At 71.5% G+C, this 21938-nt stretch carries 15 protein-coding genes and 1 pseudogene; 8 read left to right on the top strand and 8 right to left on the bottom strand.

Annotated elements, in window-relative coordinates:
• Nucleotides 1-16: 16 nt before the first annotated feature.
• The 3 genes from HNR10_RS07795 to HNR10_RS07805 all read left to right on the top strand — a co-directional run bounded on the left by HNR10_RS07795 (nucleotide 17) and on the right by HNR10_RS07805 (nucleotide 3324).
• Complete coding sequence (locus HNR10_RS07795) at nucleotides 17-1369, top strand: CpaF family protein (protein WP_179822034.1); 1353 nt, start codon at nucleotides 17-19, stop codon at nucleotides 1367-1369.
• Nucleotides 1370-1468: 99 nt separating this feature from the next.
• Nucleotides 1469-2401, top strand: coding sequence for a type II secretion system F family protein (locus HNR10_RS07800; protein WP_179822036.1), 933 nt, complete (start codon nucleotides 1469-1471; stop codon nucleotides 2399-2401).
• An 11-nt stretch (nucleotides 2402-2412) separates the two neighbouring features.
• Complete coding sequence (locus HNR10_RS07805; protein ID WP_179822037.1) at nucleotides 2413-3324, top strand: type II secretion system F family protein; 912 nt, start codon at nucleotides 2413-2415, stop codon at nucleotides 3322-3324.
• A gap of 39 nt (nucleotides 3325-3363) precedes the next feature.
• Here HNR10_RS07805 and HNR10_RS07810 read toward each other — a convergent pair whose 3' ends face one another.
• Together HNR10_RS07810 and HNR10_RS07815 are read right to left on the bottom strand one after the other, a co-directional pair.
• Nucleotides 3364-4182, bottom strand: coding sequence for an ABC transporter permease (locus HNR10_RS07810; RefSeq protein WP_218897659.1), 819 nt, complete (start codon nucleotides 4180-4182; stop codon nucleotides 3364-3366).
• A 25-nt stretch (nucleotides 4183-4207) separates the two neighbouring features.
• On the bottom strand, nucleotides 4208-5173 hold the full coding sequence (locus HNR10_RS07815) for an ATP-binding cassette domain-containing protein (protein ID WP_179822039.1): 966 nt from the start codon (nucleotides 5171-5173) through the stop codon (nucleotides 4208-4210).
• A gap of 91 nt (nucleotides 5174-5264) precedes the next feature.
• Here HNR10_RS07815 and HNR10_RS07820 point away from each other — a divergent pair, with 91 nt between their 5' ends.
• Nucleotides 5265-5759 carry a MarR family winged helix-turn-helix transcriptional regulator gene (locus HNR10_RS07820; protein ID WP_179822041.1) on the top strand — a complete coding sequence of 165 codons (495 nt, stop codon included), beginning with the start codon at nucleotides 5265-5267 and terminating at the stop codon, nucleotides 5757-5759.
• A 308-nt stretch (nucleotides 5760-6067) separates the two neighbouring features.
• Here the strand turns inward: HNR10_RS07820 and HNR10_RS07825 are convergent, their stop codons facing one another.
• Nucleotides 6068-7009: a nitroreductase/quinone reductase family protein gene (locus HNR10_RS07825; RefSeq protein WP_179822043.1), complete on the bottom strand. Its 942-nt coding sequence runs from the start codon at nucleotides 7007-7009 to the stop codon at nucleotides 6068-6070.
• A gap of 455 nt (nucleotides 7010-7464) precedes the next feature.
• Here HNR10_RS07825 and HNR10_RS07830 point away from each other — a divergent pair, with 455 nt between their 5' ends.
• Complete coding sequence (locus HNR10_RS07830) at nucleotides 7465-8640, top strand: DUF418 domain-containing protein (protein WP_312889160.1); 1176 nt, start codon at nucleotides 7465-7467, stop codon at nucleotides 8638-8640.
• A gap of 87 nt (nucleotides 8641-8727) precedes the next feature.
• Here HNR10_RS07830 and HNR10_RS07835 read toward each other — a convergent pair whose 3' ends face one another.
• From HNR10_RS07835 to HNR10_RS31960, 3 genes and pseudogenes are all read right to left on the bottom strand, one after another.
• Nucleotides 8728-9273 carry a hypothetical protein gene (locus HNR10_RS07835; RefSeq protein WP_179822045.1) on the bottom strand — a complete coding sequence of 182 codons (546 nt, stop codon included), beginning with the start codon at nucleotides 9271-9273 and terminating at the stop codon, nucleotides 8728-8730.
• A gap of 318 nt (nucleotides 9274-9591) precedes the next feature.
• Nucleotides 9592-11103, bottom strand: a pseudogene (locus HNR10_RS07840) (sodium/glutamate symporter).
• Between the two features lie 439 nt (nucleotides 11104-11542).
• Nucleotides 11543-14026 (bottom strand): tetratricopeptide repeat protein, encoded by a 2484-nt coding sequence (locus HNR10_RS31960; protein ID WP_179822047.1) that lies wholly within the window; start codon nucleotides 14024-14026, stop codon nucleotides 11543-11545.
• Between the two features lie 589 nt (nucleotides 14027-14615).
• Here HNR10_RS31960 and HNR10_RS07850 point away from each other — a divergent pair.
• Both HNR10_RS07850 and HNR10_RS07855 read left to right on the top strand, forming a co-directional pair.
• Nucleotides 14616-15740 (top strand): M48 family metalloprotease, encoded by a 1125-nt coding sequence (locus tag HNR10_RS07850; protein WP_179822049.1) that lies wholly within the window; start codon nucleotides 14616-14618, stop codon nucleotides 15738-15740.
• A 111-nt stretch (nucleotides 15741-15851) separates the two neighbouring features.
• A complete protein-coding gene (locus HNR10_RS07855; protein ID WP_218897661.1) occupies nucleotides 15852-17771 on the top strand; it encodes an ABC transporter ATP-binding protein in 1920 nt (639 codons plus the stop codon).
• 576 nt (nucleotides 17772-18347) lie between these two features.
• Here the strand turns inward: HNR10_RS07855 and HNR10_RS07860 are convergent.
• Entirely contained in the window at nucleotides 18348-18689 is a 342-nt protein-coding gene (locus tag HNR10_RS07860; protein WP_179822051.1) for an ArsR/SmtB family transcription factor, read from the bottom strand.
• Between the two features lie 270 nt (nucleotides 18690-18959).
• Between HNR10_RS07860 and HNR10_RS07865 the strand changes: the two genes are divergently transcribed.
• On the top strand, nucleotides 18960-19988 hold the full coding sequence (locus HNR10_RS07865) for an LLM class flavin-dependent oxidoreductase (RefSeq protein ID WP_179822052.1): 1029 nt from the start codon (nucleotides 18960-18962) through the stop codon (nucleotides 19986-19988).
• A 392-nt stretch (nucleotides 19989-20380) separates the two neighbouring features.
• On the opposite strand, the gene HNR10_RS07870 is transcribed toward HNR10_RS07865, so the two are convergent.
• Nucleotides 20381-21508 (bottom strand): TIGR04222 domain-containing membrane protein, encoded by a 1128-nt coding sequence (locus HNR10_RS07870; protein ID WP_246406110.1) that lies wholly within the window; start codon nucleotides 21506-21508, stop codon nucleotides 20381-20383.
• Between the last annotated feature and the right edge of the window lie 430 nt (nucleotides 21509-21938).

Genomic DNA, 21938 nt, shown 5'->3' on the forward strand with positions numbered 1-21938 from the left:
AAGGGGGACACAGGCCATGGGTCTGAAGGATCGTCTGGAGGAGGACCGCGCCGCCGAGGGGCGGACGGACAGCGGCAGCGTCACACACTGGCGCCGACGCCTGCTGGAGGAGATCAACCTGGAGGACCTGACCCGGCTGACCCTCGCCCAGCGCCGGGTCCGGCTGGAGAAGGTCGTCGGGCACATCCTGACCCGCGAGGGCCCGGTGATGTCCGAACGCGAGCGGTCCCTGCTCATCCGCCGCGTGGTCGACGAGGCCCTGGGGCTGGGGGTCCTGGAACCCCTGCTGGCGGACGAGACCGTCACCGAGATCATGGTCAACGGGCCCGACAACGTGTTCATCGAGCGCGGCGGCCGCATGCAGAGGGTGGACGCGGCCTTCAACGGCGAGGAGCAGCTCTACCAGACCATCGACCGCATCGTGTCGCTGGTCAACCGCCGGGTGGACGAGTCGTCGCCGATGGTCGACGCCCGCCTGCCCACCGGGGAGCGCGTCAACGTCATCATCCCGCCGCTGTCGCTGTCCGGTCCGATCCTCACCATCCGGCGCTTCCCCAAGCCCTACCCCGTCGAGGAGCTCGTGCGGATGGGCAGCCTCGACCCCGCCACCGGCATCCTGCTCGCGGCGATGGTGCGGGCGCGGTTCAACATCGTGGTGTCGGGCGGGACCGGCAGCGGCAAGACCACCTTCCTCAACGCCCTGTCGGCGTTCGTGCCCACCACCGAGCGCATCGTCACCATCGAGGACTCCGCCGAGCTCCAGCTGATGCAGGACCACGTGGTGCGGCTGGAGTCGCGCCCGCCCAACATCGAGGGGCGCGGGGAGATCGCCATCCGCGACCTGGTGCGCAACGCCCTGCGGATGCGCCCGGACCGCATCATCGTGGGCGAGGTCCGCGGCGCGGAGACCATCGACATGCTGCAGGCGATGAACACCGGCCACGACGGCTCCCTGGTGACCGTGCACGCCAACTCGGCCGAGGACGCCATCTACCGCCTGCAGACCCTGGCCACCATGGGCGAGGGGCACGTGCCCTACGACGCGATCCGCGACCAGATCAACAACGCCGTGGACGCGATCGTGCACCTGGGCCGGTGGCCGGACGGATCGCGCCGGGTCAACGAGATCGCCGTGGTCTCCTCCCGGCGCCGCGAGGAGTTCCGCCTGGACCCGGTGATGCTGTTCGAGGCACTGCCCATGGCCGCCAACCGCGCCGTCGAGGGCGAGTTCCGCCACCATCCCCTGCCCCGGCACGTCGCCGGGCGGATCTACCACGTGGGCGAGACCATTCCGGCGGCGTTCGGCGTGGTCAGCGACGACCGGACGAGAGGCGGCCGCCCGGGCGGATTCCCACCGAACACGCCCTAGGCGCCGCCGGGCGAGACGTGGGGTCCCCTCCGCGGACGGCCCGCGGCCACGGCACCCGCCCCGGACGACCCACCCCCCCCGATCCGAATGGAGTCCCCGTTGAACTGGCAGATCGTGGCGATCCTCGGCGGTCTCGCCCTGGTCCTCGCCCTGGCCCTGTGGGCGCTGTGGGAGTTCGTCTCCAGCGCGGAGCAGCGGCGGTTGATCGCCTCGCGCAGCGCCCTGGCCCAGGCGGAGTACGAGGCAGCGACCCCCACCGCCCGGCTGGACGCGGCGATCTACCGCACCCAGTGGGGCGCGCGGCTGTACCGCCGGATCGCCCGGTCCGGTGCGGAGGTGCGCTTGTCCACGTTCGTGGGAGCCCTGCTCGGCGGGTCCCTGCTGGCGGTCGTCGTCGTCTGGCAGGTGCTCGCCCCGTTCTTCGGGATCCTGGCGGCGGCGGGCGTGGCGTTCCTGTTCTTCTCCTACCTCAACCGTGCCGAGTCCAAGCGGCGTGAGGAGTTCACCTCCCAGCTGCCGGATCTGGCCCGGGTCCTGGGCAACGCCACCTCGGCGGGCCTGGCCCTGCCGACGGCGATCTCGATGGCCGCCGACGAGCTGGACGGCCCCGCGGGCGAGGAGCTGGGCCGCATGGCGGAGTCGATGAAGCTCGGCGCGAGCCTGGAGGACGCCGTCAACGAACTGCGCGAGCGCATGCCCTCGCGTGAGCTCGGGGTTCTGGTGTCCACCCTGGTGGTCGCCTCCCGCTCCGGCGGCTCGCTGGTCACCGCCCTGCGCAACATCTCCACCACCCTGGAGAACCGCAAGGAGACCAGACGCGAGGTGCAGACCATCCTCAGCGAGACCACCAGCACCGTGTGGGCACTGGGCTTCATGTCGGTGGGCGCGCTGTTCATGATCAACGCGATCGAGCCGGGCATCATGCGCGTGATGACCACGTCCGTCGCGGGCATCGGGGTGCTGCTGGGCGTGGCGGCCCTGTTCACCATCGGTTTCGTCCTGGTGTCGCGCATCACCAAGTTCAACCTGTAGTGAGGCCCCCGGTGAGTGACCTGCTCTTCCTCTTCCCCCTCGTGGCCGCGCTGGCCGGCGCGCTCGTGGTGCTGGTGGCGTGCTACGGCCTCTACATGACCATGTCCCAGACCCGGGTGCCGGTGAACGATCCGACCGCGCACCTGCCGCGGACCAGGAGCGAGCAGACGTTCATCCTGCACCGGATCACCGAGGCCGTGGGACGGCCCTTCGCGCCCTCGATCCTGGACTCCCTCGGTGAACGGCGGCGCAGGTCCATCTCCGAGCGGATCGAGGCGGCGGGCCGCCCCGACGGCCTGACCCTGGAGCGCTACCTCCAGCGCAAGGTCGGCGAGGTGGCGCTGTACGGCACGGTGGGCGTGCTGATGTTCGTCACGGGCAACCCGTTGATCGGACTGATCGTGCTGGCCTTCGCCGGGCTGACCGACCTCAACCTCTACGTGCAGGGCCAGGAGCGCGCCGACCAGGTGCAGTCGCAACTGCCGGACTTCCTGGACGTGCTCGCGGTGACGGTGAGCGCCGGGATGTCGTTCCGTGCCGCGGTGGCCCGGGTGTCGGAGTCCATGCCGGGGGTGCTGGCCGACGAGTTCGCGCTGGTCCTGCAACAGATGGACCTGGGCACGTCCCGCCGGGAGGCCTTCGAGACTCTGCGTCGGCGCAACCGCAACGAGGCGCTCAGCAAGTTCGTGACCGCGATCCAGCAGGCCGAGGAGCTGGGGTCCCCGCTCAGCGAGACCCTCGTGGACATCAGCCTCGACATGCGGCGCGCCGACGCCCAGTACATGCGGCGCAAGGCCCAGCGGATGAACCCCCGCGTGACGATGGTGACCGCGGTGACCCTGTTGCCGGGGCTGCTGCTGCTCATCGTCGGATCGATGTTCCTGGGCACGGAGGTCAACATCGGCGCGATCCTCGGCGGGTGACCGGTGCGTCGACGGGCACGCGGGCTGGGCCGCCCGGAGCTACCGCGTGGCGCGGTGGTGGAACCCGCGAACCGCGACCGGCGCGGAGACCGCGACGATCGCGAAGCACCAGGCGAACGCCCCCCATCCCTGCCACCCCAGTGGTTGATCGAGGAGGAAGCTGCGGAGGGCGTCGACGATCACGGTGATCGGCTGGTACTCCGCGAACACTCGCAGGCCGGTGGGCATGGAGTCGGTGGGGACGAAGGCGCTGCTGGCGAAGGTCAGGGGGAGCAGCCAGACGTAGTTGGCCGACTGGACCCCTTCGGCGTTGCGCACCAGCAGCCCGATGAGCGAGGAGATCCAGGAGAAAGCGAGGCTGACCAGGAGCAGCAGGGCGATGCCTCCGGCCCAGCCCGCCGCCCCGGCCGAGGGACGGAAGCCGACCGCCAGCCCGACCAGCACGGCGACCACGATGATCAGTGAGTTGCGGACCATGTCGGCCAGGATTCGGCCGCTGAGCACCGCGGACGGGGCCATCGGCAGCGAGCGGAACCGGTCGACGAGCCCTCGCTTCATGTCCTCCGCCAGGCCGATGCCGGAGTTGACCGCTCCGAACGCGACGGTCTGCACGAGGATGCCGGCCATGAGGAAGTCCGTGTAGCCCATCCCCGGGGTGAGGATCGCGCCCCCGAACACGTACCGGAACAACAGCACGAAGATGATCGGGTTGACCGTCGCGAAGACGAACTGCTCCGGGATGCGTGGGATGTGCCGCAGGCTCCGCTCGGTCAGCACGAGGGTGTCGGTGATCGCCCCCCGCAGCGTCCCGTGGGCGAGCGCACGGTCGGGGGTGACGGGTTCTGCCCTGGTGGCCACGGCACTCTCCGGCCTGTCGTCGGGTTCAGGCGTTCTGGGAGGCGGACGAGCGGTCGCCGGTCAGGGACAGGAACACGTCGTCGAGCGTGGGTTCGCGCAGGTGCACGTCGGCGACATCGACGCCCGCCTCGTCCAGCGCCCGCATGACCCGGGCCAACAAGCGCGCCCGTTTCCTCACGGGCACGGTGATCACACCGGGTCCGGCGGCGGCTTCGGCCGGTCCGGAGCCGAATCGCTCGACGGTGTCGAGGGCGACCGCCGATTCGGCTCCCGGAGCGATGTGGACCTCCAGTCGTGCACCGCCGACCTGCTCCTTCAGTGCGTCGGGAGAGCCCTGGGCGATGACGGACCCCGTGTCGATCACCACGATGTCGTCGGCCAGTACCTCTGCCTCCTCCAGGTACTGCGTGGTCAGCAGCAGGGAGGTTCCGGAACCGACGAGGTCACGGACCAGCCCCCACACGGTGCGTCGGCTGGAGGGGTCCAACCCGGTGGTGGGTTCGTCGAGGATGAGCAGTTCCGGGGCGATGATCAGGCTCGCCGCCAGGTCGAGCCGTCGGCGCATACCGCCGGAGTAGGTCTTGACCAGACGCTTCGCGGCCTGCGTCAGCTCCATGACCTCGATCAGCTCGGTGGCACGACGACGCGCGCTACCTCTGGTGAGGCGGTAGAGCCGACCGATCATCTCCAGGTTCTCGTATCCGGTCAGGTGGTCGTCGAGCGCGGCGTACTGCCCGGTCATCCCGATCCGCGAGCGCACGTCCCGCGCGTCGTTCACCACGTCCCGTCCAAGGACGGTCACCGTCCCCGCGTCGAAGGGGAGCAGGGTGGAGATGATCTGCACGGTGGTGGTCTTTCCCGCGCCGTTCGAACCGAGCAGTCCGAGCACACTGCCGCGGGCGGCCGTGAAGCTCAGGCCGTTGACCGCGTGGACCTTGCCGTACCGCTTGTACACGCCGTCGACCACCAGTGCCGAGTCCGATTCCGACATGCTCGTGTTCCTTCGCGTCCGAGGCAGGCGTACCCTAAAAGGCCTCATAGTGAGGTTCCAGATAGTGAGGAAGTTCAGTAATATGTCGAGTATGGACACGCCTGCCGTTCGACGTCAACCCGAATCCCGTCAGGACACGGCTTCCGAGCCGGTCTCCGCCCGTGAGATCATCGCCCTGCTTTTCGATACCTCCCACAGGATGTGCCTGCATTCGGACCGCTTGCTCGGCGCGTCGATCGGGCTGTCCGAGGCCCGCGCCCGCCTCCTCGTCACCGTGGGCGATCGGGAGCCCGCCCGGATGGGCAGGCTCGCCAGCGACCTCGGGGTCAGCGCGCGCTCCGTCACCGGCATGGTCGACGCCCTCGAGCGCGAAGGGCTCATCACCCGGGAACCCGACCCCGATGACCGGCGTGCCACGCTGCTCCGGCTCACGGCCGACAGCCGCGACCGGATGCACCGACTGCACGAGGCACAGAACCGGCTCGCCGAGGAGCTTCTGGCCCCTCTGCGATCCGAGGACCGGGCGGACCTCCACCGCGTCCTGAACCTGCTCAGAAGTACCGCCGAGCGTCCTGGCCCGGAGTGAGGGTCGCGACCGGGAACGGGATCAGGGACGGGACCAGGTCCGGCCCTTCGATGATGGGCCCGAATCCGTGGCCCGCCCACCGGTCGCACACCGGCTTCGCGAGCCACGGATTCAAGCGCCACCCCCACGGACGCTGAGCGACCAGCCCAGGCCGGAGGTCCGGGCGGAAGGGCTGCGGGCCCATGGCCCTCCGTTGAGGGTGGTAGCTCCGCGTGCCGCTCAGCGCTCCTCGGAGCGTTGGTGGGCGACGGGCAAGAGGGCTGCGGGCCGAAGGCCCCTCCGTTGAGGGTGGTAGCTCCGCGTGCCGCTCAGCGCTCCTCGGAGCGTTGGTGGGCGACGGGTGGGAAGGGGAGGGCGGACAGGGTCGGGAACAGCTCGGCCTCCTCGTAGTCGAGGTGGGCGATCAGCTCCGCGGACATCCGGTCGACCTCCGCGCGGAACCGCTCCGGGTCGGCGGTGGGCAGGTCGGCGATGAGCGCCTCCAGTTCGCCGCGCAGCCGGTCGACCGTGCGGTGCTCCTCCCGCAGCCGGTCCAGGGTCCGGGCCAGCTCCGGGTCGCTCTCCTCCAGCCGCGGGAACATCAGCTCCTCGCTGTCGTGGTGGAAGTGCAGTGACTCGCAGAAGGCCAGGCAGTGCTGGCGCAGCTGGAGGCTGAGACCCGGTGCCGGCGGGGCGCCGTCCGAGCGCTCGGCACGGTCGGCGAGGTAGGCCTCGGCCTCCGCCCGCACGTGCTCCAGCTGGCCGCGCAACCAGGCGTGGATCTCGACGAGCTTCTCCGCGAAGTTGGTGGCCGCCCCGGCGGCCTCCTCGTAGCGCTGTTCCAGGGCCACGACGGGCAGGATCCGGTCGGTCCCCTTCTGGTAGTCGCCATAGCCCGGGACCCGGCGCACGATCTCGTCGAACAGGCGGTCCCGGTCCGCGCCCTCGGTGGGCACGGCGACGGCGCCGAACGTCTCCGTGCCCAGCTCCACGGTGACCATGGGGTGGGCGAGGATGTTGCGGTACCAGTCCGGATGGCGGTCCGACCCCCCCGCCGAGCCGACGACCAGCAGGCGGCCCTCGACACGGACGAATCCCAGCGGGGTGGTGTGCTCCGTGCCGGACCGGGCGCCGACAGTGGTCAGCAACAAGAGGTCGCCGCCCTCGAACATGCCGCCGACACGGCCGCCGTTGGCGCGGAACTCCGCCACAACGGGAACGTTGAAGTCGCTGACGTGCGGTTCGGCGGGGGCATACGGGTTCTGGGTCAATGTTCTCCCTCAGGTGTGATCGCTCATGGTGTGGGTGGCGCGACCGCCCCGAAGACACCCGCGGCGGCCCGGCACACGGCGGTGCGGGGCACGGGTGAGGTGTGTGGGAGTCCCGGGCACACGTGTGGCCGGGAGGTCCGTGGGTTCGGGGAGGCCGCGAAGGCTCGGCGCGTCAGGACGTGGTCACAGTGCACAGGTCACTGGCCACGCCTCCGGCTCAGATGCGGTGCGCGGTGTGTGTACTCACAGTGCGGCTCCCCGGATGTTCGTGGTGCCTCCATACCCACCGACCGGCCCACTGCTTCTGGTCGGAGGCACGCGACACGCGAACAACGTACACGACCGCCGTTGGTAGGGCCAGCCCTAGCGAGAACAGGCCCGCCAGGGCCATGGGGCGGGCGCCCCGATCTCCGTAGCTTCGTGGACACACGGATCGAGAGGACCGGTGAGTCACCGTGACCCACGACGTCGGGAGTACCAAGGCCGCTCCCTCCCCCGCCCGCTCGCTCGCGCCCGACCTCGCGCGCGGGTTCATGCTGTTGTTCATCGCCCTGGCCAACGCGCAGTTCTTCCTGATCGGCCCCGACCCGGTGCGGACGGTGGCCGACCAGGCCGTCGCGCTCGTCCAGTCCACCCTCGTCAACGGGCGCGCGATCGCGTTGTTCGCCCTCGTCTTCGGCTACGGCATGGTGCGGATCCTGGAACGGGTCCGCGCCCAGGGCGGCGGATGGGTGCATGCCCGGGTGCTGCTGCGCCGCCGCGGGTGGGTGCTGTTGGCGATCGGCTTCGCGCACGCCGCCCTGTTCCTGCCGGTGGACATCGTCGGCACCTACGGGCTGGCCGTTCTGGTCTTCGTCGGACTGCTCCGCGCCGGCGACAGGACCCTGCTGTGGACGGCCGGCCTGGTCGCCGCGTTCTCCGCCGCGCTCGACACCGCCCTGGTGGTCCTGCTGACCTCCGGTGGCGGGGACGCATCGATCAGCGCGCCGTCGTTGTCGCAGGAGGTGTTCCGGCTCGCGGTCCTCGAACGTGTCCAGGAGTGGTTGCTCTACACACCGGTCACGCTGCTCCTGGTCGCCCTGCCGATGATCCTGCTCGGGGTGTGGGCGGGTCGGCGGCGCCTCCTGGAGGAGCCCGGGCGGCACCGGGCGCTGCTGGTGCGCACGGCGGTGATCGGGCTCGGTGCCGCGGTGGCCGTCGGGCTGCCGGACGCCCTCGCCGGCGCCCACCTGGTACCCGAGGCGTCACCGCTCACGGCGGCACTGCTGGCGGTCGCGCACGACCTCGCGGGCTGGCCCGGCGGCCTGGGCTGGGCGGCCGTCCTCGCCCTGGTGGCCTGGCGGTGGCAGGAGCGGCGCGGTCCGGTCGTGCGCGCTGTGGCGGCGGTCGGGGAGCGGTCGCTGACCTGCTACCTGGCCCAGTCGGTGGTGTTCACGCTCGTGTTCGCGCCCTACGCGGGAGGGCTGGGCGCGACGCTCGGCGCGACCGGCGCCGCGGCGGTGGCGGTCGCGACCTGGTCGTGCACCGTGGTCCTGGCCGAGGCTCTGCGCCGCACCGGCCGCCGGGGTCCGGCGGAGGTGCTGCTGCGGCGCCTCACCTACGCCCGAACGCGGCACAGTCCCGCGCCGTGAGGGCGGGCGCCGGCTCCGGGAGTCCCCGGAGCCGGCGTGTCGGCGTGTCGGCGGGCCAGGGGCCCGGGCGGGAACCGCGGCCGCCGGTCAGGCGCAGGGGGCGTACTTGGTGATGAAGTTCCCCTGGCCGGAGACCTGCATCTCGCCGCGCAGCCGGGAGTTCTTCGTGTTCGAGAAGTACGCGGACGTGTAGTCCCCGCTGCCCACGCGGCGCCAGGAGGACGGGTACGACGACCAGCCGCTGTTGCCGTGCACGCGGAACCGCACGCTGATCGTCGATCCGCTCCTCTTGGTGTAGGAGACCCGGGCCGCCGTGCAGTTCGAGGTGACGATCTTCAGGGTCCCGCTGCTGAGGTAGCCCAGCCCGGTGCCCATGGTCGAAACTCCGGAGTCCCCGGAGTCCCCGGCCTCCTCGGCGGTCTCCTCCAGGTACTCGTCGACGTCCTCGTACTCGCCCTCGGTTCCGAGTTCGACGATGTCGTGGTCGTTGGTCACCAGGATCTCGACCTCCTCCACCGATGTTCCGGACGGCGCCGCCGCGTTCGCCGCGGGGACCGCCACCAGGGCGGGGAGGAGCAGTGCGGCCGACGCCGACACGGTCACACGGCGGGTCAGGGTCTTGATGAGGCTCATCATCACTTCTCTCAGTCAGGGGGAACCGCGAGTCGGGTGATCGGGGGGAAGAGCGGGTCGGCCGGCACTGCATGGGGTATTCCGGCCACAATCCACCCAGACCACCACGACCGTACGGCATCCGGTGCGAACTCCCCACCACCCCTCAGATCGCCGCATCGTATCGGCGTGTCCCCGCCGACCGCGGCGGAACAGCGCAACGACGAAGGCCCCGCTCCCGCACTCATGCGCGGGAGCGGGGCCCGACCGGGACGACGCCGGTGACCGCGTGCTCGTGGCCGTGTGCTCGTGGCCGTGGCCGGATCCGGCCGGAACGGTTCAGGACACCTCGGAGGAGGTCCGGCCCGACGCGGCGCGACCGCCCGCGGCGGCCCCCTCCGCCCCGGCCGCCGCCCGGCGGTGGCGGCGCCGCAGCACGAACAGCCCCATGAACAGGCTGACCGCCATGACCACCGCCATGAACACCAGGAAGCCCACCGCGCCCACCTGCGGGCTGACGATCAGCGGAATCGCGGCCGCGGTGATGAGCCCGCCGCCGAAGAACGGTTCGAAGATGAGCTGCTTGTACCCGAACGCCGGGTAGGCCGGGGTCTTCAGCTCCGGGTCGACGACACGCATCAGCACCAGGCCCGTGGCGGTGACGCCGAGGGACTGCCCGAACTCGCCGATACCGCGCTCGAACCAGTGGCTGGGCATCATCCGCGGCGCCAGGAACAGGAACGCGAACACGCACCACAGCACACCGGCCACGGTCAGCAGGGCGAAGGCGGCGAAGTTGTCGGCGATGGCTTGCAGCGACAGCGTCGCCATCGCGGCGATGATCAGCACGTCCAGGGAGAAGCCCTGCACCCGCTCGACCGTCTTCTCGTCCACGATGCCGTTCCTGTCGAACCGGTCGATGAACAGCTGCAGCACGATGCCGCCGATCATCGCCATGGGGAACAGCGGCACGTAGGCCATGACCTCGATCCGGTCGGCTCACAGGGCCTGCTCCACCGCCTGCAGCCCCATCAGGAGCAGCTGGCCGATGAGCACGGCGACGGCGACCAGGCCGAAGTGCAGGGTCAGCGGGTCCATGGACGACGGGTGGATCGTCATGACCGATCCGGAGGAGCGCTTCTCGCGCTCGACCAGGCCGGCCTGCTCGTTGGCGGTGCCCTTGGAGCCGGCGTCGATGACGCTGGCCTTGCCGCGGCGCGCGCCCCAGTTGATCAGCACGATGCCGACGATGATCCCCGACAGCAGGCCGACGGTGGCCATGCCCAGGGCCAGGTCCTGGCCCTCGGCCCAGCCGACCTCGGCGAAGGTGTCGCCCAGTCCGGCGGCGGTGCCGTGCCCGCCCAGGAAGCCGATCTCGATCAGCGCGCCGGAGATCACCGGCACGTTGAAGACCGGCACGAGCACGAGCAGCGCCAGCAGCAGGCCGATGACGTACTGGCCGCTGGCCACGCTGATCCCGAAGGCCAGGTTGGGCCCGGCCAGGTCGACGGCCTCGCGCATCCTCGGCATCCGCTTGCCGAGCAAGAGCCCGGCGAAGACCACCGAGATCAACAGGCCGGGCAGGGAGGACCACACCGTCATCACGTCGACGCCGAACAGGCCGCCCTCGGCCGCGCGCTCGGCGAACCCCTCGGCGATGCCCCGGTCGGCCAGCAGTCCCATCAGGCGCCCGAGAACGTCGGGCCCCAGGAGCAGGGCGATGGCGCCACCGATGATCGACGCGGGCAGGTACAGGCGCTGCGTGAGCTTCCACTTGACCCGGACGAGCTTCGAGATCAGCAGCAGCACGCCCAGCAGCAGGAGTGCGAGACCGACGGTGGCAGGAGTCATCTCTACCTCTCTAGGAGAACGCGGGCACCTGAAAGCGGCGGTTCGGCGCACAGGCCGGACCGCGTCCAGGGGGAGACAAGGGAGGTAGCTCGTCGGACGTCGATGTGACGCTCCGCGACCGCCTGGGCATCCTATACACCGAGCGGTCGTGGTCAATTCGGGATAAAGGCCACGTCCGGCGTGGTGCGCGGCGCACGGGACCGAGAGGCGCGCCACGACCACGGTCACGCACGGTCCGCCAGGCTCACCCTGAGCGGACCTGTGGCACTTCTCACCGGCCGGCCGTGTCGGGCGGGGCCGGCCTCACGGACCGCCGTCGACGTCCCGGGCGACGTAGGGGCCGACGCTCTCGGGCTCGTGGCTGTACGGACGCACGCCCAAGGGCCCGCCGCAGGCGGGGTCGACGCGGCGGCCGGATGGAGCACTCGGCGGTCGGACGTCAGTGGTCGAAGGGACGTCCCAGGTCGTGGAGCGCCCGGTCCGCTCGCGCGGCGGCGTCGGCGTGGCCGGATCCGGCCGCCCGCCGCCACCACGATCGGGCGGCCTCGGTGTCACCTCGACGGTGTTCCAGGTCCGCGAGGTCGACCATCGCTCTGGGGGCCCACTCCGGGTGCCCGGACTCGGCCGCCCGGGCGAACCACGTCCGGGCCTCCTCGGTCTCGTCCTGGTCCTGTTCCAGGCGCGCGAGCAGGTAGAGGGCGTGCGGCGCCGCGTCGGCGTGCCCGGTCCTCACCACGTGCCCGAACCAGGTGCGCGCGTTCTCGAACCATCCCCGGCGGTGGTCCAGACGCCCGAGTTCCAGTAGGGACCGAGGGGCGAGATCGGCGTCCTTGGTCTTGACGGCCCGGATGTACCACGCGCGCGCCTCGTGGACCTCCCCCTGTTCCTGTTCGAGGGCGCCGAGCCCGTTCATCGCCCGGGGCGCGACGTCGGGGTCGCCCGACTCGGCGGCCCGGGTGAGCAGGTCGCGGGCCGTGTCCGCCGCACCCCGCGCGGCGGCGCTCTCGCCCTGGTCGAGCAGGCCCCGCGGATCGGTGGGCAGGTCAGGGGCATCGGTCGCACCGGCTCCTTCGGGGACGGTGGGTGTCCCGGGCTCCGCCGAGGCCCCGGGCTGCACCGGTGGCTCGACGGACTGGGCGGGCTCGACCGGCTCGACCGGCGCGGAGTCGACGCCCTTGCTCTCCACCGGCGGCTCGGCGACGGCGTCCACCCGGTCCAGCGCTTCCAGCCGAGCCCGCGCCCGGGGCGCCGCGGTGGGGTCGCCCGACCGCACAGCCATCTCCCACCACGCCCGCGCCCCGTCGACGTCCCCGCGGTCGCGGTCCAGTGTGCCGAGGTCGACCATCGCCTTCGCGGCCACGTCGACGACCCCGGAAGCGCTCGCGTGCGTGTACCAGGCCCGCGCGGCGTCCCGATCCCCCGCGCGGTGCTCCAGGACCGCGAGGTTGTACATCGCCGCGGCCGCGGCGTCCGACGCGCCCGCCGTGGGTGCCGCCCCGCCGGACGGCCCTTCGAACGACGCGCCGGACACCGGACCGGGTCCGCTCACGCCAGGGCCGCTCCCCTGGTCCCCGTCGCCGTCCGCCCCGACTCCGGCCGCGCGCGTCCACCAGCGGCGGGCGCTCTCCGTGTCCCCCTGCCGCCAGTCAAGCTCACCGAGACTGACCATCGCCTCCGGAGCCCACTCGGGGTGCCCGGAGTCGATCGCCAGCGCCCACCAGCGCCGGGCGGCCACGGCGTCGTCGCGGGCGTCCTCCAGCCCACCGAGCACGAAGTAGGCCAGCGGCACGGTGTCGGCGGTCCCTCCCCCTTGGTCGGCGACCCGGGTGAACCAGTGCCGCGCGGCGTCCAGGTCGCCCGCGTCCATGAGCACCTGGCCCAGGTAGAGCAGCACCACCGGGTCCATCGGAGTGTCCGTGTGGCCCAACAGCCGCTGGGCCGCGGTCAGCGCCCTCGCCTCGATCGCCGCGTAGCCGATGTCGCGGCGCGCCTCCCCCTCGAACCGGGTGTCGCCGTGCTCCCACATCGGGTCGGCGACGGGCCACGCGCAGTCCTGCCCGGACTCGTCGGCGACGACGGCGAGCAGGGGGTGGGGGCTGTAGTAGGTGCCGCTCTCGTCCGAGCGCTCCTCCACCAGGGCCGGACGCTCGTGCGTGGCCCGGGCGGCCCACTTCAGAGCCGCCTCACAGCCGATCGCCGACACGCTCGCGCTCTGCGGCGTTCCGGTCAGCTCCTGGCGGTAGGCGCGGTACAACCGTTCAAGGTCGTCCCAGGTCAGACGAGTGGGCGGGTCGACGCGCCGCCAGTCGGTGACCGCGCGCAGCAGGGCGGTGCGATTGGCGCTGGTCCCGGGCAGCAGCTCCGACCGGAAGGGGCCCAGGTCCACCAGGAGCCGCCCCACGAGCAGCGTGCCGTCGTCGGCGTCCAGCCGCGCCTGCAGTTCCGGATCGGCGTAGTCGGTGCCGGCGCGCAGCCGCCGGCGTTCCGATTCGGTGATCGGCCCCAGCTCGATCGGGGCGCCATGGGCGCGCATGGCCCCTTCGACGTCCGCCGGCACGCGCAGGCCACGGACGAGCGCGCTGTCGGCGACGGCCAGGATCCGCAGGCCCTCGGGCAGGCGCGCGGGGTCGGTACGGGCGAGTTCGGCGTAGCGGCGTGCGGAGAGCCGGTCGAGCCAGAGCACCGTCCCCGGTGCCGGGGTGGCCGCGGATCCGGTGAGTGCTCCCGCCGCGTCGATCATGGCGGCCAACTCGACGTCGGGGTCGTCCAGGAAGGCCACCACGAGGTGGCCGCCCAGGACCTCGTGCGCCGCGTGGGCCAGGGCCCGCGTGGAGCCGGCCAGGCGCGGGCAGGAGACCACCACCACGCGTCGGCCGTCGTCGCGCAGCGCCTCGGCGATCGCCTCGTCGGCCTCTCGGCGCACGTACGGAGCGTGTCCTCCGGCACCGAACCTGGACCGGTGCACACCCAGGTCCTCCGGCGTCACCTCGGCGAACCGGCACGGGCGTCCCTGGTCGCCCCGCAGCGACAGCCACCGGTGCGGTCGCGCCAGGCGCGAACGGTCGGGGCGCGGGGCACGCGGGACTCCGTGGAACGGACGGGGTGTTCCGGGGGATGACACCTGAAACCTCTCAGTCTTGACCTGTCCGTCCCACTATGACGGCATTGCGTGGTTTCCAGTTCCGTGTGGTTCCTGGTGCCTACGGGCCGTTCCCGCGGCTCACGACGAGTGACGGGGGTCCGAGTCCCGGGACGCGGACCGGCACCTGAGCCCGCCCCGCCCCACCATGCGCCGTCCCGGCGCCCGCCGCTCTTGCTCGGCCGTTCACCCGCGCTGGCCAGTCAGAACGCGTCCGGAACCCCTGACTGCAAGAGTGCCGCCAAGACGCCTCGAGCGAAAGTGACCTGGCCGTTTCCGGCCGTGGCCTCCCTCAACGCACACCCTTCGGCGACCGGTCGGCCACGAACAACCCTCTGGCCGGAAACCCGGCGTTCCCCGTAGCCTGGCGCCCATGTTCGCGCGGTTCCGCTCCTCCTGGCCCGTCCTGGGGGCCTTCCTCCTCGTCCTCGGAGTGTCCGCGGCCTACAGCCTGACGCTGTGCGCCCTCCTGTGGTGGGCGGGGCTCCCCTGGTGGCTCGGGCTGGTGCCGTTCGGGCTCTCCCTCATCGGCGCCGAGTCCCTGCACGCCCTCGGGAAGAACGAGCCGCCGACCACGGACACGTTCGTCATCGAGCGCGACGACGACCCGCGCGTCCACGCGGTGCTGGACCGCCTGTGCGCCCTGACCGACCAGGAGCGCCCGGTCCTGCGCCTGTACGGGGCCGAGGGCCCCAACGCCGTGGCGCACGTCCCCGACCAGGGCCCCGCGTGCGTCTACGTCACCCCCGACCTGTTGGAGCAGCTCGACAACCGGCAGCTGGAGGCCGTGCTGGCGCACGAGCTCGCCCACCTGACCCACCGCGACCAGCGCGTCATCGCCTTCGCCGAGGGGATGAGCCAGTGGATGGTCAATCTCCCGGTGTCGGCGCTGGACCTGCTGTACCGGGCCGACGAGGGCCTGTGGGTGCTCGCCGTCCGCTCGGGGACCTCCTGGAATCCGCTGTTCGACACCGTGAAGGAAAGGGAGGAGAAGGAGGAACGGATCCGGCGGTCCGGACGGTTCCCCGTCCCCGTGCGGGTCCTCGTGCTCGGGCCGGTGTTCCTGGGCCGAGTCCTGTTCGGCGGCGCGGCGCTCGTGATCCTCCCCGCCACCCTGGCCGGGGTGGTCCTGTTCCTGCTCACGTCGCTGCCCAGCCAGATCGTCGTCCTGCGGCTGGTGCGCCGCCGGGAGCTGGCGGCGGACCGTGCCGCCGCCGAGCTGACCGGCGCCCCGACGGTCCTGGCCTCCGCGCTGGCGTCCATGACGGAGGCGATCCCCGTGTCCCAGCCCAAGGGGCTGCCCGGTCTGCGGGCCATGGACGCGCTGTCGATCCTGCCGCACACCCGCCCGCACCGGCGGGACGAGGAGGGTGGGGACGGCTTCGGACGGGGATGGCTCGCCCTGCGCCGACGGGCCTTCTCCACGCACCCGCCGGTGGCGGTCCGCCTCGACGCCCTGCGCGAACTCGCGGCCCGGCGCCGCGGAGCAGAGCCGTAGCCCGGCCGGCGCCCAAGGATCCGACTCCACGGCGGAACCCCCCTACGTCCGGCAAACGTTGAGCAAAGGCATCGACCACGCGTTTCCGGCATCGACCCGAGGGTGCGCTCCTTGAGTACTGACGACGTGACGGCCCCATCGGGGAAGGCGCTTCCCAAGGCGCCCCTGCGCCGATTGTGGGACTACGCCCGACCACACTGGCGCGTGCTCGCGGTCGGCACCGTGTTCTCCTTCCTCGGCGGCGCGACGAGCCTGGCCCAACCCCTCATGGCCAGGTACGTCATCGACGCGCTCGGCGCGGGCGAGCCGATCCTGCGTCCGGTCCTGGCCCTGACGGCGGTCATCATCGGCGGCGCGGTGATCGGCGCCTTCGGCGCGTTCCTCCTCGAGCGCACCGGTCAGGGCATCGTGCTCGACGTACGCCGCAACCTCGTCGGCTCCCTCGTCCGGCTGCGCGTGAGCGAGGTGGACCGGCTCAAACCGGGCGACCTCGTCGCGCGCCTGACCGCCGACACCACCCTGCTCCGCTCCGTGGCCACCAGCGGCCTGACCGAGATCGTCAGCAGCTCGATCCTGCTCGTCGGCGGGGTCGCGATCATGGTCGTCCTCGACTGGCGGCTCTTCCTGGTCACCGCGGCGATGATCGTGGTGGTCGGCCTGCTCATGGGCGTGGTGCTGCCCCGCATCGACGCCGCGACCCAGGCCGCCCAAGCGGCACTGGGCGAGATGGGCTCCCACCTGGAACGGGTCTTCGGCGCCTTCCGTACCGTGAAGGCGTCCTCCGCGGAGGACGCCGAGATCGCCCGTCTGGATCTGGCGGCCCAGGAGTCCTGGCGCCGCGGGGTCGCTGTGGCGGGGTGGACGGCCGTGTCGGGCACCGCGACGTGGCTGGCGGTCAACATCGCCTTCCTGAGTATCCTTGCCATCGGTGGCGCCAGGGTGGCCACCGGAGCGATGGACGTGTCGAGCCTCATCGCGTTCCTCCTGCTGCTCTTCTATCTCATGCAGCCCATCAGCAGCCTGACGTCCTCGCTCACCCAGTTGCAGACCGGTCTGGCCGCCGTCCGGCGCATCGACGAGGTCGCCGACCTCGAACGGGAGGACGCCGGCACCGGCCGGGTCCCGACCACCGCTACCGGCGCGGGTGGTGGCGGGGCTGGTGGGGCTGACGGATCCGGTATGGCCAGTGGGACCGGCAAGCCGAGTGACGCGAGTGCTCCACGTGGGCACAGCGACCCACATGACCCGGGTGGCCAGGCGGACCTCTCTCCGACCACGCCCGAGCGTCCCGCCACGGTCGTCTTCGACGACGTCGCCTTCCGCTACCGTCCGGAACTCCCTCCGGTGCACCACGGGGTGTCCTTCTCCGCGGAGGGAGCCGGGCTCACCGCTCTGGTCGGCCCGTCCGGCGCGGGCAAGACCACCGTCTTCTCCCTCGTCGAACGGTTCTACGACGCCACGTCCGGCAGGGTCCTGCTGGACGGCGTCGACGTACGCTCATGGCCGCTGCAAGCCCTGCGCGCGCAGATCGGATACGTCGAACAGGACGCGCCGGTCCTCGACGGCACCCTGCGGGAGAACCTGCTGATGGCCGCGCCCGGAGCGAGCGACGACGCCCTGGCCGACGTCGTGGACCGGGCTCGCCTGAGCGACCTGGTCGGACGTCTGCCCGACGGACTGGACAGCGCCATCGGCCACCGTGGTGTGACGATCTCCGGTGGCGAACGCCAGCGGGTGGCCATCGCCCGCGCCCTGTTGCGCGGCCCCCGGCTGTTGCTGATGGACGAGGCGACCTCGCAGTTGGACGCGGCCAACGAGGGTGCGCTCAAGGCGGTCATGCTGGAAGCCGCACGGCGCACGAACGTCATCGTGGTCGCCCACCGGCTGTCCACGGTCACCAGCGCCGACCGGATCGTGGTGATGGACGCGGGCCGGGTACGTGCCGTGGGCAAGCACGCCGAACTCGTCGCCGACGACGCCCTGTACCGCGACCTGGCCGCCGGACAACTCCTGACCTCCACGACCGGCTGACCACCGCGTGGGCGGCCCCGGCGGACTCGGAGCGCGAACCGAATCGGCCTCGGCCTGTGAGCGCTCCCCACAGTCGACCGACGCCGGTCGGGTCCGTCCCGACCGGCGCGCCGACGACCCCGCGCGACCTCCACACCCACCACAGGACCGCGACCCGACGACCTCTGCGCGGTGTCGCTGCGCGAACGAACCTGTCGTTACTGGCCGTTACCCGACCCACCGTCTACGCTGGCACGCACAGCGCCCGGGCGCGGCTACCGTCCGGCTGTGCCTGGGCGCTGACCTCGACTGATGCGGACAGGACGTCCCGGTCCCGCCCTGTCGAACGCGGCCCCGCGCGCCCCGAGCGTCGCCCGGTCCCACCACCCACCGGCACCGGAGAGTCGCCGCCCAGCGAGTGTTCTTCGCAGGCTTTCGGGTGAGCGAGCGGTCGCCAGGCCATCTCTCGCAAGACGACGTGCGAACGTCAGCCTGGTCGTGCTGCACGAGCGCAGAGGCGCAGAGGCGCAGAGGCGCAGAGGCGCAGCGAGAGGCAGCCTGGCGGCCGCGGGCCCGGAATGCCGCACAAAACACGAACTAGGCGTCGCGGGTGCCCTCCGGCACCAGCCCGTCCCGACAGGACAGGACGGATTCCAACAGCCCGGGGAACCGGCTCTCCAGCTCGTCGTCGCGCAGCGAGATGTAGCAGCGCGTGCCCTCACTCCGGTTCTGGACGAGTCCGGCGTTGCGCAGGATCTTCAGGTGATGGCTGAGCGTCGACTGAGCGATCGGCAAGTCGATGTCCTTCCACGCCCGCTCGCCCTCCATCGCGGCGAGCATCCGCACGATTCGCAGCCGGGTCGGTTCGGCCAGGGCCGACAGCACCGTGACCAGTTCCACGTCGCAGAGGGCGGGGTGCGCGTGCTCCCTGGGAGCCAAGGCGGTCCTCCTCATGTCCTGACGGCCTCGTCCGGTGCGCCGAGAGATTTGGTTCGTGCTCAGGGGTGAGTGTACCTTCGTAGTTCGATGTTCGTCGATCATCGAACAGAACGGACGGTCGGGGCGGGTCCCATCGCCACCCCGCTCCGACCGCCCGCCGTCACCACCGGACCCCGTCACAGAGCGGGGGCTCGGGTCCCGGACCGCCGATCAGGGACCGTGTGGCGCCGGAACCGCTCCACGCATCCACGCAGGGGAATGAAGGCCACCATGTCCAACGTGTCCAAGGTCGCGCTGTCCGTGCTCGACCACGCCACCATCGTCGAGGGCTCCACCGCCGGCGACGCGCTCCGCTCCGCCCGGGAACTCGCGCAGAACCTGGAGCGCTGGGGCTACCAGCGCTTCTGGCTCTCCGAGCACCACAACATGCGGGCCATCGCGAGTGCGGCCACGTCGGTCTCCCTCGGCTTCATCGCCGAGGGCACCTCCACCATCCGGATCGGCGCGGGCGGCGTCATGCTCCCCAACCACTCCCCGCTCGTCATCGCCGAGCAGTTCGGGACGTTGGAGTCGCTCTACCCCGGCCGTGTCGACCTGGGGCTGGGCCGCGCCCCCGGCACCGACCCCCGCACGATGATGGCGTTGCGCCGCGACCACAGCGCGGCCTCCACGTTCCCGGCGGACGTCCAGGAGCTCCAGGCGTTCTTCGAGCCGGCCGAGCCGGGGCAGCCGGTCCGCGCGGTGCCCGGCGAAGGGCTGCGGGTGCCGCTGTGGATCCTGGGCTCCAGTCTCTTCGGCGCCCAGCTCGCCGCACAGCTCGGGCTGCCCTACGCCTTCGCCTCGCACTTCGCTCCGGACGCCCTCTACGAGGCCCTCAAGGCGTACCGTGCCGGATTCCGCCCTTCGGAGCAGTTGGACAAGCCCTACGTCATGGCGGGCGCCAACGTCTTCATCGCCGACACCGACGCCGAGGCCAAGCGGCTGTTCACCTCGATGCAGCAGGCCTTCCTCGGAACCGTCCGCGGTGCGCGCGGCCTGCTGCAACCGCCCGTCGACAGCCTCGACACGATGTGGCGCCCGGGCGAGAAGGAACGACTGGACGCCATGCTTCGTTACTCCTTCGTGGGGTCGCCGGAGACGGTGCGCCCAAAGCTGGAACAGTTCATCACCGACACCGGAGTCGACGAGATCATGGTGTCGTCGATGATCTACGACCAGGAGGCCCGGCTGGACTCCTACGAGGCACTGGCCGAACTGTTCGAGCTGACGGCGTCCGCACCGGAGTCGGCAACCGTCTGACCCCACACCGGTTCCGGGCCGGGAGATGGCAAGGGTGGTGACGCCTCGCGGGCAGGCGGGGCGACACCTTCTCAGCCTGGGACGGGCGGGCGGGGCCGTACGGCGGTCCCGCCCTACCTGTGTCCGGGGCGGAACCCGTGTCCGGTTCTCCTGCGGGCGGGCGCCGGGCGGTTCGGACGCGAGGTGACATGGGCGCGCGAACGGCGGACTGCTCGTGGCCGGGGGCGACGGACGACGGAGGCCCCGGTGGGGCGGGGACAGAGGTGACGGGGAGGCCAGACGCTCGGGACAGCAGGACGACCGGTCAGAGGGACCGCGGGTCGGCGGGGCGACCGGTCAGGCGAATGACGCGCCGACCGGACGACCAGGGCGCCGCCCCCATGACCCGCAGGTCATTCGCCGCCGCCTCCACCACCGTCTCCTCCGCCGCCACCGCTGTCCCCGCCCCCACCGGAGCCACCATCGCCGGAGCCACTACTCCCGTCACCACCGCCGAAACCGCCGCCCCAACCGTCGCTCCCGGAACCCGAGCCGCTTCCGCCGATCTCGCCCTGGCAGTCTTCGGCGAATCCACAGAGGGACTCCATCCGGATGCCATCGTCGACGGAGGAGGCATGGACACCTCCCGTGTTCCCCGTTCCTCCGGAGGAGCCCGACGCGGACGACGTGCGCGGGGTGGGCCTGGAGCGGTTCACGGCGGGCGCAGCCTCACGCAGGGCTCGGAAGCCGGTCACCGCTGTGCAGCGCACCGCCGACTCACGATCCAGTTCGTCGGTGGACTGGGCGACGACCTTGTAGCGCTCCTCGGCCTCCGCGACCACGGTCCGGCCCGCTGGAGTCGTCGCCGTGAGCGCGGCGCCACCGGTGGAGTCGAGGACGGCCTTGTCCACCGACAGCATCGCCGAGGCGAAGAGGCCGCCGACCAGGAGACCGAGGGAGACGGGTCCTGGGTCGACCAGGAGGTGGAAGGCTCCCGCGCCGATGCCCACGAGAAGACTCAGGGTCCGCATCCACGAGATGCGGGACGGCACCTTCTCCCTGGATGCCAGTAGCCGGCCGAGTCCGGGAGAGTCCACCCGCAGTCGCGAGGCCTTGAGACCGTCGGCGATGGCGATCATTCCGCCACTGCTCATCGAGCGCCGGATCATCTCCCGCGCGGTCAGACCCACGCGGTCGCGGAAGCCCCGGATGATGGTCCGCCGAATGAGCGACTTCTCGTGCGTGAACGGCGCTGACGGGCCGACCAGGGTGAAGAAGCCCCGAGCGTCCTGCTGACGGATCCGTCCCGAGAGGTAGAGGTCCATGATGACGGTCTCAGCCACGCGCACCGGACCGCCGGCGAGATAGGCGAGTTCCTCGGGTTTCAGCTCATCGGGATGGGGCGGACTCACGGAGGGCGTGCGCTTGATGGCGGCGTTCAGCGCCGCACGGCTGCGGAGCACGGTCAGGAGCGGAATCACTCCGACCACCAGCCCCGCGACCACCGCGATCACCAGGGACACGACCGTGCTGCTGTCCAAACTTCGCCGCCTTTCCTCACGCCCGCCCCCGAGCCGACCATCGATGTCCGCCCACCCAGGGCCACCGGGCAATTCAAGCACCGCACGACCACACGCGCGAATGTGGGCGGCCTGGCATGACCGGTGCACCCATGGCGCCCGTAGGACGCGTCTGCCATCATGGTCACCCGTCGAACACCGAACGTCACCCCCGGATGGCCTGCCCATGTGCGCCTACGCACACCGAGCCCCGCCTGAACCTGGGCTCTCACTCTGCCTGTGGACAACGTGTGCTCGCCCTCGCCGAAGGGCATCATGGGAACACGTGGCCACATCCGGTCAGCCCCGAAGTCAACACAGGTGTTCGTGCCCGATAGTGGGAATCCGTGGTGCGAGTCACCGACTCACAGTCCCCTGTTGTCCCCCTGACCTCGGTTCAGTGCCCCACGGT

It is taken from the genome of Nocardiopsis aegyptia (assembly GCF_013410755.1).
Taxonomy (GTDB): Bacteria; Actinomycetota; Actinomycetes; order Streptosporangiales; family Streptosporangiaceae; genus Nocardiopsis; species Nocardiopsis aegyptia.

Bases quoted from the DNA above. Each gene is read 5' to 3' on its own strand.
- HNR10_RS07795 (WP_179822034.1), top strand. From the start codon at position 17: ATGGGTCTGAAGGATCGTCTGGAGGAGGACCGCGCCGCCGAGGGGCGG.
- HNR10_RS07815 (WP_179822039.1), bottom strand. From the start codon at position 5,173: ATGTCGGAATCGGACTCGGCACTGGTGGTCGACGGCGTGTACAAGCGG.
- HNR10_RS07820 (WP_179822041.1), top strand. From the start codon at position 5,265: ATGGACACGCCTGCCGTTCGACGTCAACCCGAATCCCGTCAGGACACG.
- HNR10_RS07835 (WP_179822045.1), bottom strand. From the start codon at position 9,273: ATGAGCCTCATCAAGACCCTGACCCGCCGTGTGACCGTGTCGGCGTCG.
- HNR10_RS07850 (WP_179822049.1), top strand. From the start codon at position 14,616: ATGTTCGCGCGGTTCCGCTCCTCCTGGCCCGTCCTGGGGGCCTTCCTC.
- HNR10_RS07865 (WP_179822052.1), top strand. From the start codon at position 18,960: ATGTCCAACGTGTCCAAGGTCGCGCTGTCCGTGCTCGACCACGCCACC.